This window comes from uncultured Serinicoccus sp. (assembly GCF_947500995.1).
In the GTDB taxonomy this organism is placed as follows: Bacteria; Actinomycetota; Actinomycetes; order Actinomycetales; family Dermatophilaceae; genus Ornithinicoccus.
Genome location: NZ_CANMUA010000008.1, coordinates 79,774 through 104,440 on the forward strand (window position 1 = coordinate 79,774; position 24,667 = coordinate 104,440).

The 24,667-nt window shown below is 73.5% G+C and carries 21 protein-coding genes; 6 read left to right on the forward strand and 15 right to left on the reverse strand.

Features of this window, described 5'->3' with window-relative positions; translation table 11 throughout:
* Window positions 1-152: 152 nt before the first annotated feature.
* A complete protein-coding gene (locus tag Q0967_RS13110) occupies window positions 153-467 on the reverse strand; it encodes a YciI family protein (protein ID WP_298749913.1) in 315 nt (104 codons plus the stop codon).
* A gap of 133 nt (window positions 468-600) precedes the next feature.
* On the opposite strand from Q0967_RS13110, the gene Q0967_RS13115 reads away from it, so the two are divergent.
* Together Q0967_RS13115 and Q0967_RS13120 are read left to right on the forward strand one after the other, a co-directional pair.
* Window positions 601-750 carry a CopG family transcriptional regulator gene (locus Q0967_RS13115; protein ID WP_298749915.1) on the forward strand — a complete coding sequence of 50 codons (150 nt, stop codon included), beginning with the start codon at window positions 601-603 and terminating at the stop codon, window positions 748-750.
* Window positions 747-1,469 carry a hypothetical protein gene (locus Q0967_RS13120; RefSeq protein WP_299450500.1) on the forward strand — a complete coding sequence of 241 codons (723 nt, stop codon included), beginning with the start codon at window positions 747-749 and terminating at the stop codon, window positions 1,467-1,469. The genes Q0967_RS13115 and Q0967_RS13120 overlap by 4 nt, the downstream gene beginning before the upstream one ends.
* An 86-nt stretch (window positions 1,470-1,555) precedes the next feature.
* Here Q0967_RS13120 and Q0967_RS13125 read toward each other — a convergent pair whose 3' ends face one another.
* Together Q0967_RS13125 and Q0967_RS13130 are read right to left on the reverse strand one after the other, a co-directional pair.
* Window positions 1,556-2,653, reverse strand: coding sequence for a PLP-dependent aspartate aminotransferase family protein (locus Q0967_RS13125; protein ID WP_298749920.1), 1,098 nt, complete (start codon window positions 2,651-2,653; stop codon window positions 1,556-1,558).
* A gap of 22 nt (window positions 2,654-2,675) precedes the next feature.
* Window positions 2,676-3,308 carry a CGNR zinc finger domain-containing protein gene (locus tag Q0967_RS13130; RefSeq protein ID WP_298749922.1) on the reverse strand — a complete coding sequence of 211 codons (633 nt, stop codon included), beginning with the start codon at window positions 3,306-3,308 and terminating at the stop codon, window positions 2,676-2,678.
* A gap of 88 nt (window positions 3,309-3,396) precedes the next feature.
* Here Q0967_RS13130 and Q0967_RS13135 point away from each other — a divergent pair, with 88 nt between their 5' ends.
* On the forward strand, window positions 3,397-4,434 hold the full coding sequence (locus Q0967_RS13135) for a DMT family transporter (RefSeq protein ID WP_298749925.1): 1,038 nt from the start codon (window positions 3,397-3,399) through the stop codon (window positions 4,432-4,434).
* A gap of 18 nt (window positions 4,435-4,452) precedes the next feature.
* Here the strand turns inward: Q0967_RS13135 and Q0967_RS13140 are convergent, their stop codons facing one another.
* Window positions 4,453-5,076, reverse strand: a complete 624-nt coding sequence (locus tag Q0967_RS13140; protein ID WP_298749927.1) for a DUF4230 domain-containing protein — start codon at window positions 5,074-5,076, stop codon at window positions 4,453-4,455.
* Window positions 5,077-5,136: 60 nt separating this feature from the next.
* The gene (locus Q0967_RS13145) at window positions 5,137-6,651 is read right to left on the reverse strand and encodes a S10 family peptidase (RefSeq protein ID WP_298749929.1); all 1,515 of its coding nucleotides are present in this window, start codon (window positions 6,649-6,651) and stop codon (window positions 5,137-5,139) included.
* 151 nt (window positions 6,652-6,802) lie between these two features.
* Between Q0967_RS13145 and Q0967_RS13150 the strand changes: the two genes are divergently transcribed.
* Both Q0967_RS13150 and Q0967_RS13155 read left to right on the forward strand, forming a co-directional pair.
* Window positions 6,803-8,872, forward strand: a complete 2,070-nt coding sequence (locus Q0967_RS13150) for a M3 family metallopeptidase (RefSeq protein ID WP_298749931.1) — start codon at window positions 6,803-6,805, stop codon at window positions 8,870-8,872.
* 85 nt (window positions 8,873-8,957) lie between these two features.
* Window positions 8,958-9,194 carry a hypothetical protein gene (locus tag Q0967_RS13155; protein WP_298749933.1) on the forward strand — a complete coding sequence of 79 codons (237 nt, stop codon included), beginning with the start codon at window positions 8,958-8,960 and terminating at the stop codon, window positions 9,192-9,194.
* A gap of 3 nt (window positions 9,195-9,197) precedes the next feature.
* Here Q0967_RS13155 and Q0967_RS13160 read toward each other — a convergent pair whose 3' ends face one another.
* Window positions 9,198-9,665: a MarR family winged helix-turn-helix transcriptional regulator gene (locus Q0967_RS13160; protein ID WP_298749935.1), complete on the reverse strand. Its 468-nt coding sequence runs from the start codon at window positions 9,663-9,665 to the stop codon at window positions 9,198-9,200.
* A gap of 60 nt (window positions 9,666-9,725) precedes the next feature.
* Here Q0967_RS13160 and Q0967_RS13165 point away from each other — a divergent pair, with 60 nt between their 5' ends.
* Complete coding sequence (locus Q0967_RS13165; RefSeq protein ID WP_298749937.1) at window positions 9,726-12,992, forward strand: efflux RND transporter permease subunit; 3,267 nt, start codon at window positions 9,726-9,728, stop codon at window positions 12,990-12,992.
* A gap of 31 nt (window positions 12,993-13,023) precedes the next feature.
* On the opposite strand, the gene Q0967_RS13170 is transcribed toward Q0967_RS13165, so the two are convergent.
* The 9 genes from Q0967_RS13170 to Q0967_RS13210 form a co-directional block, all read right to left on the reverse strand.
* Entirely contained in the window at window positions 13,024-15,639 is a 2,616-nt protein-coding gene (locus Q0967_RS13170; RefSeq protein WP_298749939.1) for a hypothetical protein, read from the reverse strand.
* Window positions 15,626-15,970, reverse strand: coding sequence for a monooxygenase family protein (locus tag Q0967_RS13175; RefSeq protein ID WP_298749942.1), 345 nt, complete (start codon window positions 15,968-15,970; stop codon window positions 15,626-15,628). The genes Q0967_RS13170 and Q0967_RS13175 overlap by 14 nt, the downstream gene beginning before the upstream one ends.
* On the reverse strand, window positions 15,970-17,565 hold the full coding sequence (locus Q0967_RS13180; RefSeq protein WP_298749943.1) for a phenylacetate--CoA ligase family protein: 1,596 nt from the start codon (window positions 17,563-17,565) through the stop codon (window positions 15,970-15,972). The genes Q0967_RS13175 and Q0967_RS13180 overlap by 1 nt, the downstream gene beginning before the upstream one ends.
* A gap of 54 nt (window positions 17,566-17,619) precedes the next feature.
* A complete protein-coding gene (locus Q0967_RS13185) occupies window positions 17,620-18,987 on the reverse strand; it encodes a glucose-6-phosphate dehydrogenase (protein ID WP_298749944.1) in 1,368 nt (455 codons plus the stop codon).
* A 57-nt stretch (window positions 18,988-19,044) separates the two neighbouring features.
* Window positions 19,045-19,755, reverse strand: a complete 711-nt coding sequence (locus Q0967_RS13190; RefSeq protein WP_298749945.1) for a VIT family protein — start codon at window positions 19,753-19,755, stop codon at window positions 19,045-19,047.
* Between the two features lie 83 nt (window positions 19,756-19,838).
* Complete coding sequence (locus tag Q0967_RS13195; RefSeq protein ID WP_298749948.1) at window positions 19,839-21,095, reverse strand: MFS transporter; 1,257 nt, start codon at window positions 21,093-21,095, stop codon at window positions 19,839-19,841.
* Between the two features lie 121 nt (window positions 21,096-21,216).
* The gene (locus tag Q0967_RS13200) at window positions 21,217-21,798 is read right to left on the reverse strand and encodes a class F sortase (RefSeq protein WP_298749950.1); all 582 of its coding nucleotides are present in this window, start codon (window positions 21,796-21,798) and stop codon (window positions 21,217-21,219) included.
* A 20-nt stretch (window positions 21,799-21,818) separates the two neighbouring features.
* Window positions 21,819-22,490: a hypothetical protein gene (locus tag Q0967_RS13205; RefSeq protein WP_298749952.1), complete on the reverse strand. Its 672-nt coding sequence runs from the start codon at window positions 22,488-22,490 to the stop codon at window positions 21,819-21,821.
* A 177-nt stretch (window positions 22,491-22,667) separates the two neighbouring features.
* Entirely contained in the window at window positions 22,668-24,587 is a 1,920-nt protein-coding gene (locus Q0967_RS13210) for a sodium:proton antiporter (RefSeq protein ID WP_298749955.1), read from the reverse strand.
* Between the last annotated feature and the right edge of the window lie 80 nt (window positions 24,588-24,667).

Below are 24,667 nucleotides of genomic sequence, written 5' to 3' on the forward strand. Positions count from 1 at the left end.
CGGTCAGCGCCGGTGCACGGATCCATCACCCGACGGCGCGACCTGTGCACGGATCTGCCACCCGGGCGCGACCTGTGCACGCTTCTGCAGCCAGGACGTAGGGAAGAACACATGCACAGGCTGCACCAGCGTGCCCAGGTCCGACAGAGCCCTCAGAGCTCGCCGGCGAGGGGCCCGTCGAACCAGGCGCCGAGCACCGGCGACCACTCCCGGATGGCCACCTGCTCCACCAGACCCAGCTGCTGGAACGGGTCCTCCCGCAGCAGCTCGGCCAGCTCGGCCGCGCTGTCACCGCGCAGGATGAGCATGGCGGCGTCGGGGGCCTCCTCGACGTCGGCGTAGGGACCGGTGAGCAGCGCGGTGCCCTCCTGCGCCAGACCGCCCAGGAACTCCCGGTGGGCGGGCCGGTGCTCGTCCCGCGCCGCGGTGTCGTCGGAGTAGGTGTAGTGCACCACGAAGAGGCTCATGACTCTCATCCTAGGGACGCAACCGCACGGACCGCCGACCGTGACGGCGCCGGCCGGGGCGCAGCGCTGCACCGCCCGTCGGTTTCGGCCTGACGCCCTTGTCCCGACTTGGCTAGGTTGCTAGCATTCTAGGATGACCGAGAAGGCGCAGTTCAACGTCTACCTGCCCAAGGACCTCATCACCGAGATCAAGCACCGGGGCATCGACGAAGCCCTCAGCCTGTCCGCGCTGGTCGAGAAGGCGCTGCGGGCATACCTCACCTCGACGCAGGAGGACGCATGATCACCGACCTGATCGCCCAGCCCATCCGCTTCACCGCCGACATCCCGGCGTGGCAGCGCCTCCTCGAGGCTCTGGGCGCCCGGCTGATCCTGGAGCGGCCCGGCTGGCTGGTGTATGCCGTGGGCTCGGGCCGCGTCGCCCTGCACCAGGCGAGCGACGACCAGCCGCCCGGCACGACGCTCGCCTTCTCGACGACGACGCCGGTGCCCGACGCGGTCACGACGGCAGCCAAGGCCGGGGTGCCCGTCACCCTGGGCCGCCCCGACCACGGCGAGGCGGGCATGGTGTCGGCGCCCGACGGCACGGCCTTCACCCTCGACGCGCCGACCCCGGTGGAGCAGAGCGGACCACCCGCCGACCCACGCCTGCTCGTCCTGCCGATCTGGTACGGCCCCGACACCACCATGATCCGCGCCGTCCTCGAGGGCATCGGGGCGCGGCCGCGGCTCGTCGCCGACGACGGGATCTGGACCGACCTCACCTGCGACGGTGGAGGGCTCGTGGCCGCCCACCGCGAGGACGACACGGCCGTCGAGCTGGCCTTCGAGTGGGACGGGGACGTGGAGGAGGCCCTCGCCCTGCTCACGGCGGCAGGCGTCCGGGCCACCCTCATCGACGAGACCTACAGCCGGACCGTCCAGGTCGAGGACCCCGACGGGGTCAAGGAGGTCTGGATCAACGAACGGCAGTCCGACCACTACGGCTACACGCGTCTCTGACCACGCGTCCGGTGCGGCCTGCCCACGCGTCCGGTGCGTCCTGCCCACGCGTCCGGTGCGGCCTGGCCACGCGTCCGGGTGTGGGGTCAGGCCGGGTCCAGCGCCCTGTCCAGCGCCCGGGCCAGGTCGACCCAGAGGTCCTCGACGTCCTCCACGCCGACCGAGAGACGGACGAGGTCCTCGGGCACGGTCGCGACCTCCAGGGGGTGGCGACGACGGCGCTCGATCTGGCTCTCCACACCACCCAGGCTGGTCGAGTGCGTCCAGAGCCGTGTCGCCGCGCAGACCCGCTCGGCACCCTCCACCCCTCCGGCGACCTCGATCGAGAGCATCCCGCCGAAGCCCGGGTAGCGCACCCGCCGCACGGCCGGGTGCTCCGCCAGCCGCCCGGCGAGCACCTGCGCCCCGACCTGGGCCCGCTCCAGGCGCAGGTGCAGCGTGCGGACGCCCCGCAGCACCAGCCACGCCTCCATCGGCCCGGGGATCGCCCCGTGCAGCGACCGGTGGGTGTGCAGCCGGTCGCGCAGATCCACCCGGGCGTCAGCGACGACGGTCGCCCCGAGCAGCACGTCGGAGTGCCCGGCGAGGTACTTCGTCGCCGAGTGGATGACGACGTCCGCGCCCCAGGCCAGCGGCTGCTGCGCGAGCGGCGTCGCGAAGGTGTTGTCCACGGCGACGAGCGGGCGGGCGTCGGCATACCTCTCCCGCAGCCCGCGCACGACGGCCGGGACGTCGGTGAGCTCCATCATGGGGTTGGTGGGCGACTCCAGCAGGAGCAGGTCGGCACCCTCGCTCGCCTCGACGATCGCGTCGACGTCCTCGGCCTCGACCCGGCGGACGGTGAGCGCCCCCGCCGCCTCGCGCTCGTCGAGCAGCCCGGTCGTCCCGTTGTAGACGTGCCGCGGCGCCACCACGACCCCGCCGACGGGCACCAGCGCCACGACGGCCGCCACCGCACCCATCCCGGAGGCGAAGGCCAGTGCCGAGCCGCCCTCGAGCGAGCCGAGCACCTCCTCCAGCGCCTCCCACGTCGGGTTCGAGGTGCGCGCGTAGGCGACCTCCCCGTCGGCGACGTAGGTCGAGGTGAAGGTCACCGGGGTGCTGACCGGCGCGCCGGGCTCCCGGTCGGGGCGCCCGAGCGCCACGGCGCGGGTGGCGGGGGCGAGGTCGTCGTGGTGGGTCATCGCACTCTTCCGGTATGCCGTCTCATCCGTCCGCGGACCCCTCACCGGGGCCCGCGTCGCCCTTGTCGGACTGCCGCCCACGATAGGCCGCGGCGGCGACCCGGTTGCCGCAGGCGGTGCTGCAGAAGCGCTTGGACCGGTTGCGCGACAGGTCGACGAAGACCCCGTCGCACCCGTCGGCCTCGCACCGCCGCAGCCGCTGCAGCTCGTCGGCGCGCACGACGTCGACCATCGCCATCGCCGCCTCGACCGCCATCCGGGTCGCGAAGGGGGCGTCGTCCGGCACGGCGTGCAGGTGCCACCCCCAGCCGTCGTGGTCGACCAGCCGGGGCACCGCCCGCTCCTCGGCGAGCAGCGCGTTGACGAGGTCCACGACCGCCTCCTCGCCCAGCTCCCAGAACGTCGCGAGCCGCGGCCGGACGAGGCGCACCCGCTGCACCTCGGCGGACCGCCGCGGCGGCGTACCCGACCACTGCCAGTGCTCCACGAAGGCCTCCAGGTCGGCCACGGTCGTCAGGGTGTCGACACCCTCGGCGCGCGCCTGCGCGGCCCGTTCCGAGGGCAGGTGGTCGCTGCCGCTGCCGGCTCCCGTGCGGGTGTTGACCAGGGCTGCGGCCGAGCGCAGCGCCTCCACTGCGTCATGAGTGAAAGGCAAGTTGACTCCTGACGTCGGGCCTCGGTATCGTCATGAGTGTCGTAGAATTACGCTCCTGACGCCAACCACGAGAGAGGGGGCCAGCCCCATGACCACCACCCGGACCAGCCTCGACCACCCCACCACGTCGACCCGCCGGGCGGGCGCGCGCACCCTCCTGCTGGGGCTGGCGGTCGCGCTGCTCTCCGCCTCGATGTTCGGCACCGCGGGCGCGGTCGGCAAGAGCCTGCTGCTGGAGGGCTGGACCCCGGGGGCGGCCGTGACCGCCCGGGTCGCCCTGGGCGCCCTCGTGCTCGCCGCCCCCGCGGCCATGGCCATGCGCGGGCGCTGGCACCTGCTGCGCCGCCCGATCACCTGGATCCACACCGGGCTCTTCGGACTCGTCGCGGTGGCCGGGTGCCAGCTCTTCTACTTCCTCGCCGTCGAGCGGCTGTCGGTCGGTGTCGCGCTCATGCTGGAGTACCTCGGCCCCATCCTCGTCGTCGGCTGGCTCTGGGCCCGGCACGGCCAGCGCCCGCGACCCCTGACGATCGGTGGCGTCGTGCTCGCGGTCGCCGGCCTGCTGCTGGTCCTCGACGTGCTGGGCGACGTGCAGCTCAGCGCCGTCGGGGTCATGTGGGGCCTGCTCGCGGCGGTCGGACTGGCGGTCTTCTTCGTCGTCGGTGCCGACGACGCCAGCGGCCTTCCCCCGACCGCGTTCGCCGCGATGGGTATGACGATCGGCGCGGTCGCGCTCACCCTCGCCGGCGTCCTCGGCGTGGTCCCGATGGGGATGAGCACGCAGGACGTGCTCCTCGCCGGTGTCGACGCGCCGTGGTGGGCGCCGGTGCTGTGGCTCGGCCTGGTCGCGGCCGCCGGGGCATACCTCAGCGGGATCGTCGCCGCGCGCATGCTCGGCGCCAAGGTCTCCTCGTTCGTCGGCCTGGCCGAGGTGATGTTCGCCGTGCTCTTCGCCTGGCTGCTGCTGGCCGAGATGCCGGCACCGGTGCAGCTGCTCGGTGGCGTGCTCATCGTCGCCGGGGTCGCGGCGATCAAGGCCGACGAGCGGGAGAGCGGGCTGCCTGTCGCGACCTACGAGGTCGAGCCGCTCCCGGACGTCGCCGACGACACGACGCCGATCCGCTGAGCACGCGGCCAAGGCCGCTCAGCCCTCGAAGGTGACGGTCACGTCGCCGTGACCCAGGGCGTCGAGCAGTCCCTCGAGCATGGCCACCGTGTTGCTCTCGGCGAGGTCGGCCAGCGGGCCTCCCTCGGAGGCGGCCCGGCTCATCTGGGCCACCGCGGTGCGCTGGGCCTCCTGCTCGAGGTCGGAGCCACGGAAGCGGTTGGTGATGCCGCGGTCGACGCTGACGACGTAGCTCTCCTCGAGGTCCAGCGTCGGCCCGCCGACCGTCGGCTGCGGCAGCAGGACCGTCACCGCGCCGTCCTCCTCGGACACCTGCACCCGGCGGGAGTCCAGCTCGCCGAAGTCGACGATGGCATCGACGTCGCCCTTGCCGACGTAGAGGACCCGCTCGCCGCTGATCCAGTCAGGCACGAAGCGGGTGTCCCGCTCGAGGTCGACGACCGTCTCGTAGTAGGCGCTCGCCGCGTGGAACTCGCTGATCTCGGTGAGCGACTGCAGGACGGAGGGGCCGGTGCGGTCGACCTCCTCCTCGGCGAAGGGGTTGAGCGAGGGCCGCCAGTCGGTCAGCAGGCTGAACCCGCCGAAGACGGCCAGCAGCACGACGGGAATCATCAGCAGGACTCCGACGACGCGACCCAGCATGCGGCACACCCTAGCGACGGGCCGCCCCGCGGTCCTCGTGAACCACGACGTGCAGGCCGGTCAGCGGCCCGCTGCCCTCCGGACGAAGTCGGTGATGCCCTCGGCCTCCTCGACCCGGGAGGTCTCGCCAACGTAGGGCATGTGGCCGGTCTCGAACCACGCGTGCTCGACCCGGTCCATGGCCGCGTCCGGCAGCCGCAGGTGGGCGACCGTGTCCTCGGCGGCCCAGTAGGGCGTGGCCAGGTCGTAGTAGCCGTACTCGAAGCGGACGCGCAGGTGCGGGTTGGCGCGCATGACCCGCTCCAGCTTGTCGGCGACGTTGATGGGCTTGGCCTCGAACTCCTTGTAGGACCAGTGCTCGATGGCGTCGGAGAAGACGGCGTAGGGCAGGTCGAGCTCGGAGCGCAGCTCGGCCCGCAGGTAGTGGTGGATGGCCGCGGCGTACGGCCCCATGATCGCGTCGATGCTGGGGTCGGCGTCCATGCCCTCGGCGATCCCCGAGTGCAGCACGCCACGGATGCGCCCGTCGATCCGCCCGACCGTCTCGCCACGGTCGCGCAGCAGCTCGGTGCAGAAGCGCCAGTGCTCGGGCCTCAGGTCGCACCGCTCGACGTAGTCGCGGGACAGCCCGGTCAGGGCCGCCAGCCGCTCCACCACGTCGGCCCGCTCGTCCTCGGTGAGCCGGTTGCCGCGCGCCAGCGCCCACCGGTAGGTCCCGGCGGCGAACTCCTCGGCCTCCTCGAGCACCTCCGAGAGGCTGCGCCCCTGGTGCTTGCCGTGGTAGTGCGCGATCGCGGCGTAGGTCGGCAGGTAGGACAGGCAGGCCTCGTCGTGGCGAAGGAAGCGGAAGTCCTGGGTGCCGAAGTCCAGCACGCTGGAGATGAGGACCAACCCGTTGAGCTGCATACCGAAGCTGCCGAAGAGGCGCTCAGCGACGGACACGGCCCGCGTGGTGCCGTAGGACTCCCCGGCGAGGAACTTCGGGCTCATCCAACGGTCCTCGCGGGTGCACCACAGCCGGATGAGCTCGGTGACCTGCTCGACGTCCTTCTTCCACCCGTGGTAGTCCTTGGCCTTGCCGCCCTCCACCGCGCGAGACCAGCCGGTCGACATCGGGTCGATGAAGACCAGGTCGGAGGCCCGCAGCAGCGTCTGCGGGTTGTCGTGCAGGGCGTAGGGCGGCGCCGTCGGGTCGTTCGGCTCGCCCGCGTCGGCGATCCGCGGCCCGAGCACCCCGAGGTGCAGCCACACCGAGCTCGACCCGGGGCCGCCGTTGAAGACGAAGGTGATCGGACGGCTGCGGTCGGGCTCACCCTCCCCGTCGACCAGGGTGTATGCCGTGACCGCCAGCTCCCCGCGCGGCGTCCAGCCCTGGAAGACCTCGTCCTTGACCTCCTCCTCGCGGATGACGATCCGCCCGGTCCGCGCGGTGTAGGTCAGCTCGCCCTCGGTGGTGCCGATGGTGTGGGTCGTCTCGACCAGCACGTCGCGCGGCTCGGGGCGGTCCTTGCCCCCCGGGGTCGCGGGGTCGGTCGCCGGGCTGTCGCCGGTGGTCGTCGAGGCCTCGTCGCTCATGGTCGCCACCCTATGCAGTCCTTATCGCGGCCCGACGACAGGCTGGATATCACTCCTGAATCAGCACTTCTGGACATCGGTTTCTGGGGCCCGTTCCCCAGAAAGCTATGTCCAGAAGTGTGCGTGGGTGGCCTGTGATGTGATGAGAGGTATGACCAACCCCCTCCTCTCCCCGTCCACGCTGCCCTTCTCGCTCCCCGACTACGCGAACCTCACCGACGCCCACGTCCGGGAGGCGGTCGAGGTGGGGATGGCCGAGCAGCTCGAGGCGCTGCGGGCCCTGGCCGAGGACCCGGAGCCGGCGACGGTGGAGAACGTCCTGCACGCCTGGGAGACCTCCGGGGCGACGCTGGACCGCACGCTGTCGGCGTTCTGGGTCGCCAAGTCGGCCGACACCAACGACGAGCGGGACGCCATCATGGCCGAGTTCGCGCCGCGGCTGGCCGCGCACACCGACACGATCATGCTCGACCAGGGCCTGTATGCCCGGCTCTCCCAGCTGGGCGACCGCGCCGATGCCGGGGAGGTCGACCTCGACGAGCAGGACGAGTTCGTCCTCACCGAGCGGCTGCGCGCCTACGAGCGCGGCGGGATCACGCTCGACGCCCCCGGCCAGGCCCGGCTGCGCGAGCTCAACGGGGAGCTGGCGACGCTCTCGACCGAGTTCGACCGGCTGCTGGTGACCGGCCGCGCGGCGGCCGCGGTGCACGTCACCGACGAGGCCGAGCTGGCCGGGCTGGACCAGGACGCGCGGGCCGGGCTGCGCGAGGCCGCGGAGGCCAGGGGCCTCGACGGCTGGCTCGTCACCCTGACGAACACCACCGGGCAGCCGATCCTGGACGGCCTGGAGCACCGTGGCCTGCGCGAGCGGGTCTTCCGGGCCTCCGTCGAGCGGGGGCTGGGCCGGGAGGGGCACGAGGCCCACGACACCCGCGACATCCTCGTGCGGATCGCCCGCCTGCGCGCCGAGCGCGCGACGCTGCTCGGCTACGAGCACCACGCGTCCTACGTGCACCAGGTCGGCTGCGCCCAGACCACCGACGCGGTCAACGACCTGCTCGGCCGGCTCGCCCCGGGCGCCGTGGAGATCGCCCAGCGCGAGGCCGACGCCCTGGCCGAGCAGCTGCACACCCTCGAGCCGGGGGCGACGCTGGAGGGCTGGGACTGGCAGTTCCTCGCCGCCCGCAGCGCCGGGGAGGGCTTCGACACCGGGCAGCTCACGCCCTACCTGGAGTTCGAGCGGGTGCTCACCGACGGCGTCTTCGCCGCGGCCACGGCGCTCTACGGCATCACCTTCCACGAGCGGGAGGACCTCGTCGGGTACACCGAGGCGGCCCGCGTCTTCGAGGTGCGCGAGGCCGACGGCAGCCAGCTGGGCGCCGTCGCCATCGACCCCTACACCCGGCCGACGAAGAAGGGCGGGGCGTGGATGACGAGCATCGTCGACCAGTCGCACCTGCTCGGCGACCTGCCCGTGGTGACCAACACGTGCAACGTGCCGCCGCCGTCGGCCGGCCAGCCCAGCCTCATGACCTGGACCAACGTCATCACGCTCTTCCACGAGTTCGGCCACGACCTGCACGGGCTGCTCTCGGACGTGCGCTACCCCTCGCGCTCGGGCACGTCGGTGCCGCGCGACTTCGTCGAGTTCCCCAGCCAGGTCAACGAGATCTGGGCCTGGGAGCCGGCGCTGCTGCGGCGCTACGCGCGTCACCACGAGACCGGCGATCCGGTCCCGCAGGAGTGGGTCGACCAGCTCGTCGACAGCCGCACCGAGACCGGATACCACACCATCGAGCTGCTCAAGGCGATGATCCTGGACCAGGCCTGGCACCAGACGCCGCTGGCGGAGCTGCCGGAGGACGGGTCCGGCGTGGAGGCCTTCGAGCAGGCGGCCCTCGAGCAGGCCGGGGTGGCCTTCCCGCTCGTCCCGCCGCGCTACCGCAGCGCCTACTTCCACCACATCTTCGGCGGCGGGTACGCCGCGGGTTACTACTCCTACCTGTGGTCGGAGGTCATGGATGCCGACACCGTCCGGTGGTTCCGCGAGCAGGGCGACGCCGACCACCCCGGAGGTATGACGCGCGCCGCCGGCGACGTCTTCCGCCGGGAGCTCCTGGGTCGGGGCGGGTCCATCGAGGCGCTGGAGACCTACCGACGCTTCCGCGGCCGCGACCCCGAGGTGGGCCCGCTGCTGGAGCGGCTCGGGCTGACCGGCTGAGCCGTCCGGGGTCGCCGTGATCCTCGCCGACCGGCGGCGAGGAGGCGACCTTGTTAAGGTCATGAGTCACCTGAGGAGGTGGCCGATGAAGTCCTTCCCGCTCATTCCCTACGCCGTCGCCGGTCTGGTCGTGCTCGGCTGGTGGGTGGTGACCCAGTCGTGGGTGGCCCTCGGAGTCATGGTCGTGCTCCTCGCGGTCGCGTCACTGCACGTCATCAAGGCCACGAGCGGCCCCGGCTCCCTCGGCAGCGGCCAGGACGAGGCGGAGTCGCGCGCCCGGGCCACCTTCCCCACGCCGCCGGAGCGCCCGCACGGCCTCTGACGCTCAGCCCCGCTCGGCGTCGATCTGCTCGGCCACGTCCTGCATGCGTTCGGTGAGGCGCGCCAGGTCGGCGAGCTCGGCGTCGCTCAGCCGGTCGAGCACCTGAGCCTTCGCCTGCAGGACCGGACCCTCCAGCGAGGCGAGGACCTCCTCGCCCTCCGGGGTGATCCGCAGCACCAGCCGCCGCCGGTCGGCCGGGTCGTGCTCGCGCCGCAACCACCCGCGCGCGACGATGCGCTCGAGGATCCCGCTCGTGGTCGGGGTGGACACCCCCAGGTGCTCGGCCAGGGCCTGCCCGCTGAGATCAGGGTTGGCCCGGACCAGCACGAGCACCTGGACCTGGCGCAGGGTCAGCTCGGCGGGGACGGGCCGGGGGTCGAGCCACCGCATGGCGACCGCGTGGAGCCGGGCCTCGCTGGCGCCGATCCGGCCCAGCAGCGCCGCACGTCCGTGCTGGTCGGGCCGATCCATACGTCGCACTCCTTCGTCGATTCGGTCGAGGGTAATGGTTCGCCTTAGGCTAGGCATCCTATGGCACGTCTCACCCTGTTCAGCGTCCGCAACCGGGCGCTCGTGGCGCTCGCCACCGTCTTCGGCATCCTGGCCGGCCTCTGGTCGGCCAGCAGCCTGCCGCGGGAGCTCTTCCCGTCGCTGCAGTTCCCGGTGCTGGTCGTCGCCACCAGCACGCCCGGGTCCAGCACCTCGGTCGTCGAGGAGCAGGTCACCGAGCCGGTCGAGGTCGCCGCGCAGGGGCTGAACAACGTCGTCGAGGTGTCCTCGACCAGCACCGACGGCTTCTCCTCGGTCGTCATCGAGCTGGACTACGGCACCGACACGGGCGCGGCGCAGACCGACCTGCAGCGGGCCGTGCTGTCCCTGCCCGACCTGCCGGACTCGGCCTCCCCACAGATCTTCGCCGGCAACCTCGACGACTTCCCCATCATCCAGCTCGCCGGAAGCGGCGGGGAGGACGCCCGCGACCTCGTCGACCGGCTCGAGCGGGTCGTCATCCCCGACATCGAGGACATCGACGGCGTCCGCTCGGTCACCCTCTCCGGGGTGGCCGACCGGGTGGTCACCGTGGACCTCGACGAGGAGGAGGCCGCCGACGCGGGGGTGACGCTGCAGACGGTGAGCCAGGTGCTGCAGGCCAACGGCGTCGTGCTCCCGGGAGGCTCCGTCCTGGACGGTGACACCGAGCTGCCGGTGCAGGTCGGTTCGCGGCTCACCTCCGCCGAGCAGATCGGCGCGCTCCCCATGCTCGGGCAGCAGGCCGTCGCCGCCCAGCAGGCGGCGGCGCAGACCCGGGCCCAGGCGCAGGAGGCCCAGGCCGCGGCGGACGAGGCCGCCCAGGCGGCCCAGGCCGCACCGCAGGACCCCGAGCTGGCCGCGGCCGCGGCGGCTGCCGCCGGCGCCGCGGAGCAGGCCACCGCCGCCGCCGAGGAGGCGGGCGCCGTCGAGGTCCCCCTGCTGCGCGACGTCGCGACGGTGACGCTGGAGGAGCGCGAGCCCACGGCATACACCCGCACCAACGGGGAGCCCAGCGTCGGCCTCGCCATCACCAAGACGCCGGACGGCAACGCGGTGGAGATCTCCAGCGAGCTGGCGGCGCTGCAGGACCAGATCACCACCGACCTCGACGGCGGCGAGCTGGTGACCATCTTCGACGGCGCGCCGTTCATCGAGAAGTCCATCGAGGACCTGGCCACCGAGGGCCTGCTCGGGCTCGGCTTCGCCATCCTCGTGGTGCTGCTCTTCCTGCTCTCGGTCCGCCTGACCCTGGTCACCGCGGTGTCGATCCCGCTGTCGCTGCTCATCGCGCTGCTGGGGCTGCAGGTGGCGGACTACAGCCTCAACATCCTCACCCTCGGCGCCCTCACCATCTCGGTCGGCCGCGTCGTCGACGACTCGATCGTCGTCATCGAAAACATCAAGCGCCACGTCGCGCGCGGCGAGGACCGGCGCACCGCCGTGGTCGAGGCGACCCGGGAGGTGGCCGGCGCGATCACCTCGGCGACCATCGCGACGGTCGCGGTCTTCCTGCCGCTGGGCTTCGTCGGCGGCCAGGTGGGCGAGCTGTTCCGGCCCTTCGCGGTCACCGTGACCCTGGCGATGCTGGCCTCGCTGCTCGTGGCGCTGACCATCATCCCGGTGCTGGGCTTCTGGTTCCTCGGCCGGAGCTCCGGCGTGGGCAAGCACGAGCCCGAGTCGGCCCTCACCGAGCACACCGACGAGCCGGACCGGATGCAGCGGACCTACCTGCCGGTGCTGCGGAACGCCCTCGGCCGGCCCTGGCTCACCGTGGGCCTGGCCGTGCTCCTGCTGGGCGGCACCGGGTATGCCGCGACCCTGCTCAAGACCGACTTCATCGGGGGCACCGGGGAGAACACCCTGCAGGGCACGCTCACCATGCCGACGGGCACCACGCTCGACGACACCGACGAGCAGGCCACCGAGGTCGAGGCGTGGCTCGCCGACCAGGACGAGGTCGTGACCTACCAGGTCACCGCTGGCAGCCCCGGCGGGATCGAGGCGGTCTTCCTCGGCAGCGGGGCCAACTCCGCGACGTTCGCCGTGACCTTGGACGACGGCGTGGACGGTGAGGCCTTCGGCGAGGAGCTGACCACCTCCGTCGACCTGCCCGAGGGCGCCACCTTCACCGCGCAGGCCGGCCAGCAGGGTGGGCCCACGACCGCCGGGCTGGAGGTGCAGGTGCAGGGCCAGGACCTCGACCAGCTCGACGCGGCGGCCCAGGACGTCGTCGCGCTCATGGAGGAGGCCGGTGCGCTGGACGTCACCAACAACCTCACCGACACCGTGCCGGCCCTGCAGGTCGAGGTGGACCGCGAGGCCGCCGCGGCGGCCGGGCTGGCCGAGGCCCAGCTGGGCCAGACGATCCAGGCGGCCACCGACGGCGCGGTCGTCGGGCAGGTGGAGATCGACGCCACCCAGGTGGACGTCGTCGTGAGCGAGGGCTCGGCCGACGACGTCGCCGCCCTGCGGGACCTGGAGGTCGGCTCCGACCCCGACGGCGACCCCGTCGCCCTCGGCGAGGTGGCCGAGCTGCGCACGGTCGACGAGGCGGTCAGCATCACCCGGGTCGACGGGCTGCGCGCCGCCACGGTCAGCGGACGCTCCGCGACCGACGACCTCGGGGCGCTCACCGCCGACCTGCAGCAGCGCCTCGACGACCTGGAGACCCCGGAGGGCGTCGAGGTGACGCTGGGCGGTGTGAGCTCGGACCAGCAGGACGCCTTCGCGGCGCTCGGCCTGGCCCTGCTCGCGGCCATCGCCATCGTCTACCTCGTCATGGTCGCGACCTTCAACTCGCTGGTCCAGCCGCTCATCCTGCTCGTGTCGGTGCCCTTCGCGGCGACCGGCTCGATCGCGCTGCTGCTGCTCACCGACACCGCGCTGGACGTCGCCTCGATGGTCGGCCTGCTCATGCTCATCGGCATCGTCGTCACCAACGCGATCGTGCTCATCGACCTGGTCAACCAGTACCGCGCCCGCGGTCTGGGCCGCACCGAGGCCGTGCTCGAGGGGGCGCGGCACCGGTTCCGGCCGATCGTCATGACCGCGCTGGCGACCATCCTGGCGCTCACCCCGATGGCCTTCGCCGTCACCGGAGGCGGGGCGTTCATCTCCCAGCCGCTGGCCATCGTCGTCATCGGCGGGCTCATCAGCTCGACCGCGCTGACGCTCATCCTGGTGCCGGTGCTCTACGAGCTGGTCGGCCGGGGAGCCACCTGGGCGGGTGGCCTGCGGTCCCGTCGCGAGGAGCGCCAGGCCGCCTGAGCGACGCCGGACCCGTGACCGCGCCGTCGGCTCAGTCGGTGAGGCGAGGGCTGCGGTAGGGCAGGGCGTCGGGGCGGCCGCAGCGCCACACGGCATACACCGCGGCGGGGTGTCCGAGCTCCCCCGTGACGTGGGCGTCGACCGCGGCCGCGGCGTGGGGCTCGTCCAGCAGCTCGCTGAGCGGGTGCGCGGACCAGCCGCCACGCTCCCCGGCCAGCCAGCAGGCCAGGAGCGACCCGCCGAGCGGGCCGAGCTCGTCCGGCGTGAGGCCCGGTGCGGCCCACAGGGCGAGAACCGCGCCGCGTGGCCGCAGCGCGCTGGTCCGCGCCACCCACCGGTCGAGACGGCTGGTCTCCAGCGCCCGACGCAGGGGCCCGGCCGAGGTGAGCAGCGCGAGACCGCGCGCCTCCGCCGCGGAGAGCCCGAGCGCCGTCGCGCTGAGACCGTCGAGGTCGCGGCGGGGGTGGCGTGGCGACAGCCGCAACCACTGCGCCAGCTCCGACGCCGCGGGCCCGGTGAGGGTGTGCGCGGTCGCGCGCGGGAGCAGCTCGTCGACGAGGTCGTCCGGCAGCTCCAGCAGGCCGCAACCCTCCCCGAGCCCGGCGGTGCGGGCGATCTCGGCGACCTGGCACGGGTTCGGCCGCTGCGGGTATGCCGTGCGGACCGTCGCCCGCGCGTGCAGCTCCGCGACGGACCAGGGCGGCGGCGCCTGCCGGGCGCCCGCGGCCGCCGGCGACGGACGGCGCTGCGGGGGCTGCGACCGGGTCTCGGGGCCGGGGAGGGCACGGAGCGTGACCACCGCGGCCCGGCGGGCGTCGACGTCCACCCCCCAGGTGACGTCCGCCTCCAGCCCGAGGTCGGCCGCCACCACCTCCAGGCTGAGCGCGAGGGCCCCGAGCGAGAGCAGGAGGTCGCGCCGGCCGGCGTCGGCGACGGGCAGCTCGCGGTCGGCGTGCCACCCGAGCAGCAGCCTGTCCTCGTCCAGCACCCGCACGTCCCACGGCTGGGTGTTGTGCGCGCTGGGGGCGCGGCCCCAGTCGTGGGCGCGGGCCAGCAGCCGCACCGCCGGGCCGCGCTCCTTGACGGCCGAGGTCGGGGCCGCGACCGTGCGCTGGTCACCACTCGGGGTCCCGCCGACGTGCACCGCGCGGGTGTAGAAGCACGTGCCGTGCAGCGGCCGCCCGCCCATGGCGACGAACTGTGCCTGCGACCCCGTGTTGTCGTCCTCGACGAAGGTGACCCGGAGCGCGTCATACCCTCCGGCCTGCAGACCCTGCAGCAGCTCTCGCGACAGGTGGCGCATGAGCCCCTGCCCGCGCGCCCCGGGCACGGTGCCCTTGATGATGAGGACGGCCTCGCGCCGGTAGCGGCGCCGGCTGGCGAGGAGCCGCACGGTGTCGACCGGCCCGAGCCGCCCCCCGGTGGAGCGGACGAAGTCGGTGAGGTCGGGCACCACCAGCACGAAGGCCACCGGCTCCCCGCCGCGCTCCAGCCAGAGCAGCAGGCGCTCGTCGAGCAGGTGCGCGAGACCGTCGGTGGCAGCGGCCAGCTCGTCGGCCTCGATCCGGGTGAAGTAGCCGAGCTCGGCGAAGGAGGCGTTGAGCATCTGCCGCAGGACCGGCAGCTGCTCATCCAGCCGGCGTCGGTCGGCGTGCCGCAGCACGACGCCCTCCGGGAGCGGGTCGTCGCCGAAGAGGGCCGTCGGGTCGAGCGAGCCCAGGTCGGGGCAGATCCAGGTGGACCCCGTCCAGACCCGCTCGAAGCCGGCCGCCTCCCAGTCCCGGACGTAGTGCGGCGGGCTCCACGGCCCGTCGAGGAAGCCCGGCTCCTCCCACCCCGACGTCACCACCCCGCCGACCTGGTTCGGCAGCAGCGACACCGGGCCCAGGAGCCGCGTGCGCCCGCGCTGCCGCGCCAGGGCCTCGGCGTACTCCACCATCGCGACCAGGGCCGCCTCCCCGGCGAACTCGGTGGCCCCCATGAGCAGGGTGCGCTCGCCGAGCTTGTGGTCCATCCGGTCGTCGGTGTGCAGCGTCGTGCGGCCGTGGACGATGCCCCACGGGTCGCGCACGACGTAGAGCTGGACCGCCCCGTGCGCGTGGTGCGGCCCGCTGCCGGTCCACCAGGAGCGGACGGTGCTGTGCCACAACGGCACCCCGTGGGTCTCGCGCCGCGTCCCCCACGGCGGCACCCGCAGGACGTCGCGCAGGTCGGCCCGGGTGCGGACCGGCTCGACCCGCAGGCCCGAGCCCCTGCCGGAGCGCTCCCGCACCACCGGGGGCCCGACCTCCTCGCGGCCCACCGGGGTGAAGCGCTCCACGTGGGCCATCCGCCCGTCCTCGGCCCGCCACACCCCGTTGCTGTAGCCGTCCGGATCCGCCTCGTGCACCTGGACCACGACCCCGCCCTCATCCTCCACCCGCCGGCGCGCGTCCGCGCCGGCGGCGGCGTCGGCATACCAGGCGATGACACCCGTGCGACGCACCCCGACGCGCAGCCACTCGCGCCGCACCGGGCCGGGCCCCTCCAGCGCGCGGGTGACCGAGCGCAGCCACGCGCCCGAGGCGCGCCCCTGCTCCGGCTCCACGGTGAGCATCACCGTGGCCCTGGCCAGCGGCGGTGCGGCGGAGAAGTCACGCGTGCGCACGACGCCCCTCCTCCTCGACCGGCGCGCCCGTCACGGGCCGCTCGTAGACCCGGATGTAGCCGCCGGTCGCGTGCTGCGTACCGTCGGTGACCCACTGCATGAGCTCGCGGTGCACCCCGCTGCGGGCGAAGCGCAGGAGGTCCTCGCGGGTGGAGAAGTAGCCCACGGTGCCGAGGGTGAACGGCGGGTCGAGGTAGACCTGGTGGTGCACGTAGCCCGGCATCCGGCGCATCTGGTCGACCATCGCCCGCCAGCGCGGCGCCAGACGCACCCAGGCCAGCGGGGAGGTGTAGCGCGTCGCGCCGACGAAGACCGCCCCAGCGCCCTCCATCAGCCCGCGGCACCCGGACGCAGGTAGACGCGCTTGAGCGTGGTGGGCGTCGCGGCGAACGGCCCGGTGCCGGCGTCGTGCACCCGCACCTCGATGTCGTCGCTGCGCTCGCTCTCCTCCAGCGACTGCGCGAAGTCGCGGCTCGTCCGGGCGAGGTAGTCGACGACGCCCTCGCGCACACCATCGGCGAGCGCGGTCCGCTCAGCCGGCTCGAGCTGCACGTCCTCGCGCAGCTCGAGGTGGATCGTCGGCTGCTGGCGGGTCGCGTCCTGCTCGACGTCCTCGAGGGTCAGCGTGAACGAGCCGATCTGGGCGGCCCGCCGCGGGTCGGTGTAGAGGCCGTTCTCCACGTCCTGCGGGTAGATGTTGGCGCCCATGAAGGAGATCGTGGCGTCGGCCCGGCCAAAGAGCAGCAGCAGCGGCAGCTTCATCCTCTGCTTGGCGAAGGCCTCGCGGGCCGGCCCCTGCCACTCCGGCTGGCTGCGCAGCACCGCCGCGAGGTCGTGCCAGTCCATGAGCCGGGCCTCGTCACCGATGTTGTAGCGCAGCTTGGGCGAGAGCACCGCGGTCGAGGTCAGCGTGCAGAGCAGCTCGCCCTCGGGGGTGGTCTCGAGGTAGGTCTCCAGGGGGTTGTACTGGAAGATCATCGGGGTCCGGGTCTCGCCCGGGCCGAGCACCGCCTCGCGCAGGTCGTGGTCCTCCAGCAGCGCACGCCGCAGCCACACCGTGAGGTCGGTCTCGCCGCCGATCCCGATGGTGAGGTCGGAGGCACCGTAGCCGGAGCGGACGGTGAGGAAGCGCTCCTCGCAGTAGTCGCGCAGCGCCTCGGTCATCCCCTCACCGCCGACCAGGCCGTGCATCCGCCAGGCCGGCCAGTCCCAGCCCTCGGCGTCCAGCCGGTCGCGCAGGTCCTTGAGGAAGGGCGGGTAGGCCGAGACCAGGTAGGTGAAGCCCGGCCCGAAGTGGCGCATCGTGTCGACGATCTTGTCCAGGTCGGGGCCGGTGTTCTTGACCATGGCGATCTTGGCCATGGCGATGCCGGTGTTGGTGCCGGTGGCCCACGCCCCCATGGAGTAGGCGTTGATGACGAAGAGCCGCTCCTCGTCGCGCATCATCAGCGCGGTGAAGCCGGCGACGTTGCGGTGGATGTCGGCCAGCTCGTCGCGGCCGCGCACCCAGTTGAAAGGGGTGCCGGAGCTGCCCGAGCTCTCGTCCACGAGCGTCCCGCGCAGCTCGAGGCGACCGGAGCGCGTGCGGGAGGTCTCGTCATACCGCTGGACGTAGCTCGCCTTGTCGGTGGGCGGGTAGTTCTCCAGGTCCCACCAGCGGAAGCGCCAGTCGTGCTCCGCGAGGTGCTGACGGTATGCCGGGACGTGCAACGAGCCGAGCTGGCAGGTCATCCAGGCGTGCAGCCGGGCGAAGTCGCCCATCCACGGCTGGTAGTGCGTCGCGGTGAGCCGCCAGGTCGCCGGGTGCACCTTGTAGAGGCTGTACGTCGTGCTCAGCGCCCGGGTCCCCGCCCGGAGCGCACCCCGGCGCGCCACCGTCAGCGGTGTGCTCGTCCAGACCGACTCCCCCAGGTCTCTCCATCCCATGGCCGGACTCTAGCGCCTGGGTGGGCGGGGGGCGCCGGAGTCCGCCACCCGGGGTCAGACCCAGCCGTCGGGGCCGGCCGAGCCTGCGGCGTACTCCTCCAGCGGCACCTCGTCCGCCTGCCAGGCGTCGAGGACCGGCTCGACGATCCGCCACAGCTCCTCCGCCTCGTCGCCGCGGATGGTCAGCAGCGGGTTGCCGTCGAGGATGGAGCCGAGGATCTCGCCGTAGGGCAGCATCCGGGCCTTGCCGAGCTCGGCGGACAGCTCCTTCTGCTCCAGCTCGAAGGGGTCGCCCTCGGCGTTCATGGACAGGTCGAGCGAGACGCTGCCGGGCTTGAGCTCCAGCACGAGCCGGTCCGGGTCCGGGGTGTCGGTGAGCCCGTCGGGCACGTGCGCCGGCGCCCGGAAGGTCACGACCACCTGCTTGGAGGCGGTGCCCAGCGCCTTGCCGGAGCGCAGCACGAAGGGCACCCCGGCCCAGCGGGCGTTGTCCAGCTGCACCGTCAGCTGGGCGAGCGTCTCGGTCTGGCGGGTCGGGTCGACACCCTCCTCGTCCGCGTAGTCGGGGACCGTGCGGTCGCCGAGCCGACCCGCGACGTACCTCGCCCGCCGGGACGCGGCGACCGGGTCGTGGCCCCACGGCTGGGTCGCCCGCAGCGCCTGCGCCTTGAGGCCGCGGATCTCCTCGGCGTGCATCGTCGCGGGGGCCTCCATCGCGAAGAAGGCGAGGACCTCCAGCAGGTGGCTCTGGATCATGTCCATGAGCGCGCCCGCGTGGTCGTAGTAGCCGGCCCGCCCCTCCAGCGCCAGCGTCTCGTCGTAGCAGATGTCGACCCGCTCGATGTGCTCCGCGGACCAGATCGGCTGCAGCAGCCGGTTGGCGAAGCGGATGCCGATGAGGTTGAGGATGGTGTTGACGCCGAGGAAGTGGTCGATCCGGAAGATGTCGCCCTCGGGGACGACCCGCAGCAGCTGTCGGTTGAGGGCGCGTGCCGACTCCAGGCTGTCGCCGAAGGGCTTCTCCAGGGCCAGTCGGGTGCCCTCGGGCACCGTGAGCTCCTCCAGCAGCGCGCACACCTTGATGGTGATCGCCGGCGGCAGGGCGAAGTAGAGCACGACCGGCTCGTCGACGGCGTCGAGCAGGGCCTGCAGCTGGTCCCGCTCCAGGAGGTCCGTCCGGAGGTAGGTCGCCGCGCTCACCACCGGCTCGGCGACGTCGTCGGGCACCTCGGCCTCGGCGAGGCTGTCGCGGACCCTGCCCCGCCAGTCCTCGTCGCTGAGCTCGAGCCGGTCGGCGCCCAGGACCCGCACCCTGCGGTCGGTCTCCTCGCGCAGCAGCGTCCCGAGCCCGGGCAGCAGCAGCCGCCGGGTCAGGTCACCGGAGGCTCCCAGGATGAGCAGCGTGGTGGTCTGGTCGGCCATGCGGACGTCCTTCTTCCCTCGGGTATGACGCGTCCGCGCCAGTGTGGCACCTCGGGGTCAGAGCTGCGTGCCGACCAGCGCACCGATGGCATAGGTCACGGCCATGGCGGTGAGGCCGCCCAGCACGTTGCGGGCGATCGCCCGCGGCCGCGGCGAGCGGCCCAGGGTGGCGCTCACCCAGCCGGTGAGCACGAGGGCGAGCAGCACGGAGCCCACGGTAACCGGCACCCGCCAGGCCAGCGGCGGGGAGAGGATGGCGAGCAGCGGCAGCAGGGCGCCGAGGGTGAAGGCGACCAGCGAGGCCCAGGCGGCGTGCCAGGGGTTGGTGAGCTCGTCGGGGTCGATGTGCAGCTCGGCCTCGGCGTGCGCCGCGAGCGCGTCCCGCTCGGTGAGCTCGACGGCCACCCGGTGCGCGAGTTCGGGGGACAGACCCTTGCCGCGGTAGATGTCGGTGAGCTCGGCCAGCTCCTCCTCAGGCATCTCCTGCAGCTCGCGCCGCTCCAGGTCGAGCAGGGCGCGCTCGCTGTCGCGCTGGGTGCTGACCGAGACGTACTCCCCCACCGCCATCGACATGGCGCCCGCGGCCAGACCGGCGAGCCCGGCGGTGAGGATCGCCGTGCGGTCGGTGGTCGCCGCGGCGACACCGATGACCAGGCCGGCGGTCGAGATGATCCCGTCGTTGGCGCCGAGGACCCCGGCGCGCAGCCAGTTGAGCGTGCTCGCGGTGGTGCGCGGCTCGGCGTGCTGCTGCAGGGATGACCCGACCATGTCTCCAGCGTCCTCCGGGTCGGCCGGGCGCGCCAGGACGGTGAGGCTTCGCTACCTCGATGCGCGGTAGGAGCGTGTGGCGTTCAGCGGGTCAGGTCCGCCTCGCGCCGGCCCCGGGCGGCCCGCGGCCCCACGTGGCGTCGGTGCACGAGCAGCGAGACGCCGAGCACGACGAGGCCGGCCACGGAGAGCGCGGCGCCGACGAGCGCGGGCGCGCGGTAGCCGTAGCCCGCGGCGATGACCAGCCCGCCGACCCAGGCGCCGAGCGCGTTGGCGACGTTGAGGGAGGCGTGGTTCATGGCCGCCCCCAGGGTCCTGGCCGGACCGGCGACCTGCATGAGCCGCAGCTGCAGCCCGATCACCCAGGCCGAGCTGAAGAGGCCGATCGCGGCGACCGTGACCATGGCCGGCACGAGGGCGCCGGAGCTCCAGAAGAAGACGAGCAGCGCGGCCGCCGACCCGGTGCCGGTGAGGACCAGGGTGCGCAGCACCGACCAGTCCCCCAGCCGACCGCCGAGCCACGTCCCCACGACCGACACCACGCCATACACGAGCAGGAAGACGGGCACCCAGCTCTCGGCGAGACCGGTGACGTCGGTGAGCGTCGGGGCGATGTAGGAGTAGGTGGCGAACATGCCGCCGAAGCCGATGGCCCCGATCGCGAGCGTGAGCCAGAACTGGGTGCTCGTGAAGGCGCGCAGCTCGGCCCGGCGCGAGCGGGTCCGGTCGCGGGGGGTGCGCGGCACCCACAGGCGCACCAGCACCGCGGCCAGCAGCCCGATGACGGCGACCGCCCAGTAGCTCACCCGCCAGCCGAAGACCTGCCCGGCCCAGGTGCCGAGCGGCACCCCGACCAGCAGGGCGATCGGGATGCCCAGCATGACGGTGCCGACGGCGCGGCCGCCCCGGCCGGGAGGTGCGAGCGAGATCGCGACCAGGGAGGCCAGCCCGAAGAAGCCGGCGTGCGGCAGCCCGGCCACGAAGCGGGCGGCCACGAGCGTGCCGAGCGTGGGGGCGAGGGCCGCGGCCGCGTTGGCCAGCGCGAAGAGCAGCATGAAGCCGACGAGGACGGCGCGGCGGGGCAGCCGGGCCGCCCCCACCGCGGCGACCGGGGCACCGACGACCACGCCGAGCGCGTAGGCGGAGATGGCATACCCGGCCGTCGGGATGGACACGTCGAGGCCGGTCGCGATCTGCGGCAGCACGCCCATGGTGACGAACTCGGCGACGCCGATGCCGACACCACCCAGGATGAGGGCCGCGAAGGCGAGGGGAGGCGGCTGCCCGCCCGCGGGGGGACGTGCGGTGCGGGGCTGAGCGGTGGCGGACAGGGTCGACAAAGGAGGGCCTCGGGTCTGAGGGGCACGACGATGGGGGACGTCCGCACCCCGGGCGCGGACCTCTCCAGCCTAACCCCGCGGGCCCCCGCCCCCGTCCCCGTTCCCCCTGACCGCGCCCGGGTCAGCCGTCGACGGCCTCGGCGATCGCGACGAAGTTGGCCTTCTGCCCGCCGTCGCTGCGGGCGCCCAGGGAGGGGTCGCAGGTGATGAGGGCGATCCGCGCCACCTCGTCCTGGTCGCCCCAGACCGCGTCGCTGCGCTGCAGGCCCTCCTTGGAGATCTGCTGGGTCGAGGTGACGACGAAGTCACGGGTCCCGCCGTGGCCGTAGCCGACCGTGACGACGTCGCCGTCGCTCACCTCGGCCAGGTCGTAGAACACGTCCGGCTCGTCGTAGTAGGTGACGTGCGCGGCGATGACCGCCGTCCCCACCTGGCCGGGGACCACGCGCCCGGACCCGGCGTACCAGATCGCCTCGCCCTGGTCGGGGTTGATCGTCCCCTGGGGCGTGAGGCCCTCGGGCGCGATGGGCTCCTCCTCCAGCCCCGCCGCCGGCACCGTGACCCAGGCCGGCGCCGCGTCGCCCTCGGCGTGGACGGGCCGCCCGTCGGTGCCCTGGATCGCCCCCACCGCCTGGACGGCGAGCGCACTGACCCCGAGCGCGCCCACCAGCAGCCCGGTGGGCACCAGCAGGCGGGCGTTCACGCTCGGGACTCCGGAAGGGCTCAGCCCTGGTGGCGGTGCTGCTGGCGACGCACACCCAGCGCGGCAGCACCGGCACCGGCGACCGCCAGGACGGCACCACCGACGAGCAACGGCGACAGCCCGGCCTCCCGCAGCGGCCCGTCGGTCTCGACCGCGGGCCCGGCGGCCTGCACGTCCTCCTGGGCCTCGTCACCCGCGGCCGCGTCGTCGCTGCCCGCGCTCGCCTCGTCGTCCCCGGCGGCGGCCTCGTCGCCGGCCGCCGCACCGTCGTCCTCGGCCGCCGCACCGCCGTCCTCGGCGGCCGCACCGCCGTCCGACTCCTCCTCGGGCGCCGGTGCCTCCTCCTCGGCGGCCGCGCTGCCCTGGCACAGGGTGATCTCGCGGATGACGGCCCCGCCCTCGCTGCTGTAGGTCTCCCCGTAGCCCGGGTCGGCGACCTCGACGGCGCTGTCGTCCGAGGTGAGGGTCAGGGCGACCCACTCGTTGCCCCCCTCGAGGTATGGCCCGTGGGTCGCCTCGTCGAGGTACGTCGCCGTCGCCGTACCGGGCATGGCCATGACGTCGCACCGCACGTTGTCGTAGGTGTCGGCCAGCTGGTCCTCGTCGACCGCCAGGGCGGGGCCGGCGGCCAGCGCCGTGAGCGCGGCCGCTCCGGCCGCGACGGTCAGGGTCCGCAGGGTCGTGGTGCTCATGAGGGTCCTCTCCGCAGGCACGCGGTTCGTCGCGGTGCCGGGCCGTCCTGCGCGCGGACCAGCCCGGTCACACGAATCACATCTGTCACATTCGACGCTTCCGCACCCTAGCGAGGCCGACGCGGACCCTGAACCACCAGACCGGCGTGTCGCCGAACCGCGGGGCAGCGGGCCCGGTCAGCGCGCGTGCACGAGCGCCACGAGGGTGGCGCCCTCCTGCGGGAGGTGGCTGCGCGGGGTGACGACCGTCGCCACCCCGTCCTGCACGACGAACATGAGGACCGCGTCCGGCTCGCGCTCCCGGAAGTCGTCGAGCGTGTGCTGGGAGGTCAGCCGGGTCTTGCGCACCTGCATCCCCTCCCGGGTCGCGGTGTCCAGCTCGGGCGCCGACATGGGCGGGGCGAAGGCGACCTGCGCGGTGAGCTTGCTGGCGGTCTGCTGCTTGGCCTTGGCCTCCGAGAGCGTGCCGCCGCTGCCCCCGCTGGTGCGGTCCCGGGGCCTCGAGCGCCGCGGCAGCGACTCGCCCTGGCGCCGCAGCTGGTAGGTGTTGGACTGGCCGAGGGCGTGCCCGAACTCCCGCGCCGCCGTCGAGTTGGTGTCGTCGTCGTGCGTGGCCGCGACGAGGGAGCCGAGACCGGCCAGCTCCATGTCCTCCACGGCATACTCCGAGAGGATGTGCGTCCGCTCCACCCGCAGCCCCGCCATCCGCGCCTGCGCCACCTCGGCCGGCGCCAGCGAGACGAGCAGCGTCGGCACCTTGAGCTCGGTGAGCACCCCCGCGGCCTGCCGCGCCCACAGCGGCGCCCCGGCGAAGAGGACGCCGTTGGGCGTCGTCGTCGCCAGCCCCAGCCGCTCGGCCAGGCGCCCCACCCCCAGCCCGTAGACCGCGACCGTCACGACGATGGTCACGAACACCAGGGGCACCAGGTCGGCCGAGGCGAGCACGAGCTGCTCCAGCCGCTCTGCCGAGGCCTCGAGCGCGAGGCTCTCCCGGGCGTCCTCCCCGCCGAGCGCGGCCAGCGAGCGCGCCTCGTCGGCCGCGTGCTCGATCTCGAGCGCGAAGATGCTCGTCACCGCGGCGGCGACGATGCCCCGGGGCGCCATGAAGGCCAGCAGGGTGCGTTCCTGCCGGGTCGCCTGGGTGCCGAGCAGCCCCAGCGCGACGGACGCGGGGCGCACCACGAGGAGCAGGAGCAGGACGAAGACCGCCGCGGTGGGCGCGACGGCGACCACCTCGGCGGGACTGACCCGCCCGGCCAGCAGCACGAACAGCGCGCCCACGATGAGCACCTGCAGGTGCTCCTTGAACTCCCGGACGTGCTCCAGCCGCAGCCCGGGCCGGTTGGCGAGGTAGATGCCCAGCATCGTCACGGTCAGCAGGCCGCTCTCGGACTGCAGCTCGTTGGAGATGACCAGTGACCCCACCGCGACGGCGAGGAAGGTCACGCCCTCGAGGAAGTCAGGGATGAGGTGACGACGCATCGCCACCTCCAGCAGGACCCCGAAGAGCAGCGCGAGCACGGTGGAGATGACGACCGTGCGGCCCAGCGTGAGGGCGGCCGTCGCGAGCGCCCCGTCCGGGCCGCCGACGATGATGGCCTGGAAGACCAGCACGGCGAGGATCGCACCGATGGGGTCGACGACGATGCCCTCCCACCGCAGCATGGAGGACACCCGACGCGTGGGGCGCAGCTGGCGGATGATGGGGGCGATGACGGTGGGGCCGGTCACCACGAGCAGCGCCCCGATGAGCAGGGCGAGCTGCCACTCGACCCCGGCCACGATGGCGGCCACGGTCGTCAGCGCCCACGCCAGCAGCACGGTGACGGAGCAGAGCCGGACGACGGCCGTGCTCAGGCCCCGCAGGTCACGGAACCGCAGCGACAGCGACCCTTCGAAGAGGATGACGCCGACCGCCAGGTTGACGCCCGCGAAGAGCAGGTCCCGGCCGAGCACGGTCTCGGGGCTGACGAACTGCCCGAGCCCGAACCCGACGACGAGCAGCAGCAGGATCGAGGGCACCCGCAGCCGGTATGCCGCGAGCTGGCAGACGATGGCGACCCCGAGCACGAGGGCGAGGTAGGGGGCGGGCGGCACGCTCGCAGTCTGCCAGCACAACGCGTCCTGGCCCCGCTCACCGGCGCGTCGGGGTGGCCACGTGCACGTCATCGACGGGG

Coding starts and splice junctions, on each gene's coding strand:
- Q0967_RS13110 (WP_298749913.1), bottom strand. CDS start 467: ATGAGCCTCTTCGTGGTGCACTACACCTACTCCGACGACACCGCGGCG.
- Q0967_RS13115 (WP_298749915.1), top strand. CDS start 601: ATGACCGAGAAGGCGCAGTTCAACGTCTACCTGCCCAAGGACCTCATC.
- Q0967_RS13120 (WP_299450500.1), top strand. CDS start 747: ATGATCACCGACCTGATCGCCCAGCCCATCCGCTTCACCGCCGACATC.
- Q0967_RS13125 (WP_298749920.1), bottom strand. CDS start 2,653: ATGACCCACCACGACGACCTCGCCCCCGCCACCCGCGCCGTGGCGCTC.
- Q0967_RS13135 (WP_298749925.1), top strand. CDS start 3,397: ATGACCACCACCCGGACCAGCCTCGACCACCCCACCACGTCGACCCGC.
- Q0967_RS13140 (WP_298749927.1), bottom strand. CDS start 5,076: ATGCTGGGTCGCGTCGTCGGAGTCCTGCTGATGATTCCCGTCGTGCTG.
- Q0967_RS13145 (WP_298749929.1), bottom strand. CDS start 6,651: ATGAGCGACGAGGCCTCGACGACCACCGGCGACAGCCCGGCGACCGAC.
- Q0967_RS13150 (WP_298749931.1), top strand. CDS start 6,803: ATGACCAACCCCCTCCTCTCCCCGTCCACGCTGCCCTTCTCGCTCCCC.
- Q0967_RS13155 (WP_298749933.1), top strand. CDS start 8,958: ATGAAGTCCTTCCCGCTCATTCCCTACGCCGTCGCCGGTCTGGTCGTG.
- Q0967_RS13160 (WP_298749935.1), bottom strand. CDS start 9,665: ATGGATCGGCCCGACCAGCACGGACGTGCGGCGCTGCTGGGCCGGATC.
- Q0967_RS13165 (WP_298749937.1), top strand. CDS start 9,726: ATGGCACGTCTCACCCTGTTCAGCGTCCGCAACCGGGCGCTCGTGGCG.
- Q0967_RS13175 (WP_298749942.1), bottom strand. CDS start 15,970: ATGGAGGGCGCTGGGGCGGTCTTCGTCGGCGCGACGCGCTACACCTCC.
- Q0967_RS13180 (WP_298749943.1), bottom strand. CDS start 17,565: ATGGGATGGAGAGACCTGGGGGAGTCGGTCTGGACGAGCACACCGCTG.
- Q0967_RS13185 (WP_298749944.1), bottom strand. CDS start 18,987: ATGGCCGACCAGACCACCACGCTGCTCATCCTGGGAGCCTCCGGTGAC.
- Q0967_RS13190 (WP_298749945.1), bottom strand. CDS start 19,755: ATGGTCGGGTCATCCCTGCAGCAGCACGCCGAGCCGCGCACCACCGCG.
- Q0967_RS13205 (WP_298749952.1), bottom strand. CDS start 22,490: ATGAGCACCACGACCCTGCGGACCCTGACCGTCGCGGCCGGAGCGGCC.